Origin of the sequence: Protofrankia sp. Cj3 (assembly GCF_917627355.1) — a bacterium.
Taxonomy (GTDB): domain Bacteria; phylum Actinomycetota; class Actinomycetes; order Frankiales; family Frankiaceae; genus Protofrankia.
Map to the genome: position 1 here is coordinate 21,211 of NZ_CAKJTR010000063.1, position 5,476 is coordinate 26,686.

The 5,476-nt window shown below is 63.3% G+C and carries 4 protein-coding genes and 3 pseudogenes; 4 read left to right on the forward strand and 3 right to left on the reverse strand.

Annotated features, from left to right (window positions below; genetic code table 11):
• Both MJ783_RS10970 and MJ783_RS10975 read left to right on the forward strand, forming a co-directional pair.
• Positions 1–267: pseudogene (locus MJ783_RS10970) on the forward strand (transposase); the annotation flags it as partial.
• Between the two features lie 312 nt (positions 268–579).
• Positions 580–1,809 carry a hypothetical protein gene (locus MJ783_RS10975; RefSeq protein ID WP_239310295.1) on the forward strand — a complete coding sequence of 410 codons (1,230 nt, stop codon included), beginning with the start codon at positions 580–582 and terminating at the stop codon, positions 1,807–1,809.
• A 754-nt stretch (positions 1,810–2,563) separates the two neighbouring features.
• On the opposite strand, the gene MJ783_RS10980 is transcribed toward MJ783_RS10975, so the two are convergent.
• The 3 genes and pseudogenes from MJ783_RS10980 to MJ783_RS23645 form a co-directional block, all read right to left on the reverse strand.
• Entirely contained in the window at positions 2,564–2,980 is a 417-nt protein-coding gene (locus tag MJ783_RS10980) for an IS3 family transposase (protein WP_239310296.1), read from the reverse strand.
• Positions 2,977–3,114 (reverse strand): hypothetical protein, encoded by a 138-nt coding sequence (locus MJ783_RS10985; protein WP_239310297.1) that lies wholly within the window; start codon positions 3,112–3,114, stop codon positions 2,977–2,979. Before MJ783_RS10985 ends, MJ783_RS10980 begins: the two co-directional genes overlap by 4 nt.
• 43 nt (positions 3,115–3,157) lie before the next feature.
• Positions 3,158–3,259 (reverse strand): annotated as a pseudogene (locus MJ783_RS23645) (transposase); the annotation flags it as partial.
• 65 nt (positions 3,260–3,324) lie between these two features.
• Between MJ783_RS23645 and MJ783_RS10990 the strand changes: the two are divergent.
• A pseudogene (locus MJ783_RS10990) lies at positions 3,325–3,553 on the forward strand (DDE-type integrase/transposase/recombinase); the annotation flags it as partial.
• A gap of 346 nt (positions 3,554–3,899) precedes the next feature.
• Complete coding sequence (locus MJ783_RS10995; RefSeq protein WP_239310298.1) at positions 3,900–5,147, forward strand: hypothetical protein; 1,248 nt, start codon at positions 3,900–3,902, stop codon at positions 5,145–5,147.
• Positions 5,148–5,476 lie beyond the last annotated feature (329 nt).

The window sequence follows — 5,476 nt, forward strand, 5'->3', positions numbered from 1 at the left end:
CGGCTCGGACAGATCGACGATATGATCCTGTCGTTGTATGCGCGGGGCATGTCGACCCGGGATATTGAGGCGCACCTGGGCGAGGTATACGGGATCCGTGCGTCCCGGGAACTCATTTCCACGATTACAGATGTGGTGGCGGACGAGATCGCGGCCTGGCAGAACCGGCCCGTCGACGACGTCTATCCGATCATGTATGTGGATGCGATCCGGATCCGGGTCAAGGACCGTTGGGTCGTCACCATGAAGGCGGCGCACCTGGCGGTCTCCAGCAGTCAGTGCACCGTCCGCATCGGGTTGGAGCAAGGGGCTCGGTAACTTTGATCGTGATCGGCCAGGCTCCTGATCTGCCCCAACAGCCCGATTCGAACCCCTACGTAGGGTCCTGACGCGATGCGGTCAGTGCACCGCCCGCATCGTGCTGGAAGCCAGGGGATCGGCAATCTTGATCGCGATCGGGCAGACTCCTGACCTGCCCCAACAGCCCGATTCAAACCCTCTGCTTGGGGTCCCGGTGCGAGGCGGGCGGTGCACTGACCGCTGGAGACCGCCCTGCCCGACGTGCCGCACGAGTGCGTCATGCGGTGGGAGTTGCGGGACGCGGGTAAGTGGGAGCAGGCGCAGATCGCGGTCAGTAGTGGGGACGACGGCGCGTGGTACGTGCAGCACACCGGATTCGGCTGTCGCCGGTTCGCCGCCAAGAAGTCGGCCTGGTTGGCGGTACGTCGACTGATGGCCTGCCACGACGGGCGGTGGGAAGTAGTTCCTCGGGACGCCAGACCGCTGGATCCCGACATCAGCGATAACGACTCACGCCTCCTGTACATCGACAACGGCCACTCGCTCTACGGTAGTTGGGGCCGGCATCGGGATCGCGTCTGGGGAAGATACATCGCCGCCATGGAGAACGGCAGCGTGCTTCGGCGGACCGACAAGCACCCGAAGGTCGGTGGCTCCATCCTGGTACATGAGTACATCGATCCCGTCGATGGTTCGACCCGCTATACGCTGGACTTCACTCATGGCGACTACCAGTGTACGTCCGACTACGGCGACCTGGACACCGCTGTCGACTGCTACAAGGAGACCGTGTACAACAACAACGACCCCGACCACCCATATGTCTCCAGCGATCTCGACGTCCTCGTCAGACCGTTGCGGACCGGGCCCTCGATAGAAGAGGTGCTCGACCAGTTCCTCGCCGAGCAGCGCGCGCGTCTCTCAGAGAGGACCATGAGCAAGTACGAAGGGATCGTATCGCTGCTGGGAAAGTGTATCGCGAGGGAGAGCGAGGACGGCCTGCTCAGCAGTGTGCGCGACGACCCGGAGACGATCCCGGATCATCTGGGTGGGTTCCTCGGCTACTACATGGTCCGCAAGGTGATCGCCAGGAAGGGGGAGATCAAGGCGGCGGGGACCGTGGCCGGGAAGCTGGTCAGCTGGCTGTCCGAGCGTGGATACATCGACGGGACGACCGCGAAAAACGCGGTGGACAGTGCACGCGACACCGGACGCGGGCTTGCGGCGGCCTACGACTTTCGCGACCTGATCGACGACCACCTGGACAGCAGGCCTCCTGTCGACATCAGCGGGGTCCCGGCCGGGGACCGGTTTGAGGACTACGCCTTCGTCGCAGAGGTGAGCCCAGGCAGGATCTCCTTCGATGCCTATGCCGGGACGACTGTCGGCCCGATGGACATTCCGGTCGAGATAAGCAACCTGGTGCAACCCGAGTGGAGCATGTACGTGGAAGCGGCACGTATTGACGGGGCCTGGCACCTTCTCATGATTGGCTCCGTCTTTCCCTGAGAACGGCCGACCCGACACCCGAGAGCCACCTCCGACGAAGGGGAGGCGCCGACATTGCGGGTGCCGAAAACCCTGTCCGTGCAGGTCCAGCGGCATGTTGATACTCGTGGATGATTCCGCTGAGGCGCTCATGTCTACGGATGTCGAGGTGCGTGACCGTGGCCAGATCGGTGATCGGTTCTGGCAGTGGTTGCGGGGGTCTGGCGTTCGCGATGCCCCGGTGAGGGCGGTGCGCGTTGTGATGCTGCTCGTACTGGTTCAGCGTGTAGCAGGTGTGGCTGGTTCCAGATCACCGTGCGGTCCAGTAGCTCGTGGTGGCAGCGGTGGATCCACCGCTTCATGATCGCGTTCATGTGTGGCATCCGGACGCCGCTGTGCACGATCTGGATCCCGGTGTCGGCGAGGATCGCGTCGAACAGTGGCGAGTACCTGACGTCGCGGTCACGGATGAGGACGCGTGCCCGGCATCTCGCGTCCTGCAGGTCCATCGCGAGGGTGCGCACGGCCTGGGTTACCCAGGTGGGGGGCTGTTGGGCAGGTCAGGAGTCCACCCGATTGCGATCAAGTTTGCCGAGCCCCCTGCTTCCAGCACGATGCGGGCGGTGCACTGACCGCTGGAGACCGCCTCCGCGTCCACCGTGGGCCGTTGGCGTCAACCGGTCGAAGCGTTCAATGATCTGTTGGCAACGAATGTGTCGCCTTGACCGCTTGATTCCGCCGTTATATAAGATGATTATCCCTAATCAAACGCCCTCTAAGCGATGTCTGCGCACCAGCGGGTGTCCGGCTGCTCGGCGGTGAAGTCCTGGCCGATCAGATCCGGGGCATCGACGGGTCGGGCGTCGGCGACGGTGGTGCGCCGCCAGGCTTGGGGGTGGCGTCCTTGCAGGCCAGCGGCCTTCATCAGCCGCCAGACGCGCTTGTGGGCGACCGCGGGCGCCCGGGCGGCGAGCTCGGCCCAGACGCGGCGTACGCCGGGGTCGCCGCGCAGGCTGGCGTGGATCTGACGGATCAGGGTCGTCAACGCCGCGTCCGTGCGGTCGCGGTCGCACTGCCCGCCGGTGGTCCGCCACCGGTAGTAGCCCGATCGGCTGATACCGAGGTGGGCGCACATGAAGCTGACTGGGTATTCGCTGTCGGTGGCCCAGTCCGCGATGGCCGCATAGATCACGGCTGTTCCTTCGCGAACCAGGCCGCTACTTTTTTCGCGAAGTCACGCTCCATCCGCAGCACGGCGTTCTCTTTGCGTAGCAGTTCCAACTCGGCCCGTTCGGACTCGGACAGTTCCCGCTGCCCGGCCCTCATCACCTGCCTTCTTCACCCATTTACCCAACGTCATCTCGTGGACGCCGATACTCCGCGCTACTTCGGCGACGGACCGGCCCGAATCGATCACGAGACTAACGGCCTGATCTTTATATTCCTGGGTGAAATGTCGGCGTGTCGCCACCGGGATACCTCCGCTGGGATCAGCGGCAGCCTACCGAGTGTCCACAAGACCGGGAACGGTCCAATCATCTTGATGCCCGGCGGGCGAACAACCGGATCGAGTCCGATCACAGCCAGCTGAAAGCCCGGTTGCGGCCGATGCGCGGGCTGAAACGCTTCCGCTCCGCCCAGCCGATCAGTTCCGGGCATGCGTTCGCGGGAGAATATCCGCCGCGGCCACTACAAACTCAGGGTCGACACCGACCCACACCTGCGGCTGACGACTGCCTTCGCCGAGCTCACCCTGACGATCTGATCATCGGTCCGACAGAGCTTGCCATGTCCTGCCTTCGCGTAATGCAACAAAGCCGATCCGAGCCCTCCATTGGGTTGAGCTTCGACCACTCCCGCGAGGCTCCGGACGGCGGACTCCGGACCGTTCTCACGTCCCACACCTTTACCTCAAAAGCCTCGAAGTCCGGATCATTTCTTGGCGTACGTTTCGGTTCCGACGGTCCCCGCCAGCTTAATCTCCCACAAATTCTTCGTCCTCGCGCGAGTCCATGGGTGTCGCGTTGCCAGCTGACGTTCCGTATGGGTTACTCAACGCGCACACCGGCGGACCATTTTGAGGGGCAAAAACGCCCGTAGGAGAGGTAAAAGTGCGAAGAGCAGTATTTCCAACTGTCCTGGTGGCAGCCGGTCTGGTCGGAATACCGACCGCGGCACAGGCTTCCGATGGATGGGGGTTTCCTGAAGCGAACCACTCCGGGAAGTTCGTGCCCTGTGGTGACGAGCAGGCCCTCGTCGACGCAGTCACGAACGCCAACATGGGCGGAGCAAACACCATCAGGCTCGCGCCATTCTGTACCTACACCATCACGTCCGCGCATGGCACGGGCCCCAACGGCGCGGACGGCCTTCCGGTCATCACCGGAGGCCTCACGATCACTGGAGACAAGTCGACTATCACCCGATCATCGACCGCGCCAGCCTTCCGCATTCTCGAGGTCGGCGCGGCCGGGAACCTCACTCTGATCGGGACCAGCATCAGCGGCGGTAACGCCCGGGGCGCTCTTCCCGATGATCCCGCGGGCGATGGCGGCGGAATCCTCAACGATGGGGGCACTCTGACGCTCCAGGACAGCGAGGTCACCCACAACACGGCCACCAATACCGGCGGCTTCGGCGCCGACGGCGGCGGAATCGCCAACGAGGGGGGCACCCTGACGCTCCAGGACAGCGAAATCGCCGACAACACCGCCGCCGACAACGTCGACGACGACGGCGGCGGTGTCAGCAACAACAGCGGCGGCACCGTGGCACTCCAGAACAGCAAAATCGTCGGTAACACGGCGGGCGGGGACGGTGGCGGTATCGACAACAAGGGTATCGCCACATTCGTGGACAGCATCGTCGCCGATAACAGGACCAATTTCGACGACGGCGGTGGCATCAACAACGGGGGCACCGTTACTCTCAGGGACAGCAAGATTGTTCATAACGTCGCCGCTCGTGACGGGGGCGGTATCAACAACGGTGAGAACGCGCAGTTCGAAAGCTTCGACAGCATCATTTCCGGCAACACCACGACCGGGTCAGTGCCGGGGTCGACCGGTCGCGGCGGTGGCATCAACAATGAGGGTGCCGCAACATTCAAGGACAGCAAGATCATATTCAACAAGGCTGCCGGACCAGGTGGCGGCATCTACAACGAGAATACCGCTCCCGAGACCCCTGCCACTGTAACGCTCGAGGGCAGCGAGGTCGTCTTCAACAAGGCTGCCGATGGCGGCGGCATCTTCAAAGAGCCCGGCAGCGGTCCAGTGACGTTGACCGATAGCGCGGTGAAGTTCAATACGCCGAACAACTGTGCCCCGCCCGGAAGCGTGCCGGGTTGCTCCGGCTGAGTAGAAGCGTCCGGCAATAGGCGCGGCACCGGGCTCTCGACGAGGGACCGGACGTAGGACAGACACTACCCCGGTCAATTATGGAGTTCTCAACGCTCGGTAACTGACCGGGGTTTCAAGCCTTGCCGGAAGATGGTGTCCGTCGACAGCGAAGATTGTCCGGTCGTAGCGCTTTTACCTGACGGTGCCCGAAACCCGTCCGTAGGCCGTGACCAGCGTTTCTGCCTCACTCGGTGATCCCGTCTGATGATCGCTAATCCCTCCGCCGGAGATGATCAGAAACCGGTACCTCTGTCGTCCAACCGTGTGGGGTGCCAGAACTGGCCATC

What these genes read in the sequence shown, in the direction of transcription:
- MJ783_RS10975 (WP_239310295.1), top strand. Translation starts at nt 580, where the DNA reads ATGCGGTGGGAGTTGCGGGACGCGGGTAAGTGGGAGCAGGCGCAGATC.
- MJ783_RS10985 (WP_239310297.1), bottom strand. Translation starts at nt 3,114, where the DNA reads ATGAGGGCCGGGCAGCGGGAACTGTCCGAGTCCGAACGGGCCGAGTTG.